This is a genomic window from Cupriavidus sp. SIMBA_020 (assembly GCF_046535395.1).
Lineage (GTDB): Bacteria > Pseudomonadota > Gammaproteobacteria > Burkholderiales > Burkholderiaceae > Cupriavidus > Cupriavidus campinensis.
In genome coordinates, this window is record NZ_JAWRWU010000575.1 from 1 (window position 1) to 272 (window position 272).

The following is a 272-nucleotide window of genomic DNA, read 5'->3' on the forward strand; positions in this document are numbered from 1 at the left end:
GATACACGGGGGCCGCTCACGGCGCCGTGGCTCGGTTGGGGCCTGTTCGTGAGCAAACGCTGGAGTCACCATGAAGCACAACAAACAGGGCGTTCGCCGCCCGTCCAAGGGGAAGTGGCTGCTGGGCCTGGCGCTGGCCGCGCTGTCGGCGGGCGCCATGGCGCAGCAGAAGACGCTGTACGTCGGCATGAACGGCGGCGACATGGAACGCGCCTTCACGCAGTACGTGTTCCCGGATTTCGAGAAGGCCAACAACGTCAAGATCGTGGTGG

Annotated in this window: 1 pseudogene; it reads left to right on the plus strand. The window is 65.4% G+C overall.

Annotated features, from left to right (window positions below):
* Window positions 1–70: 70 nt before the first annotated feature.
* Window positions 71–272: pseudogene (locus SB751_RS30580) on the plus strand (ABC transporter substrate-binding protein); the annotation flags it as partial.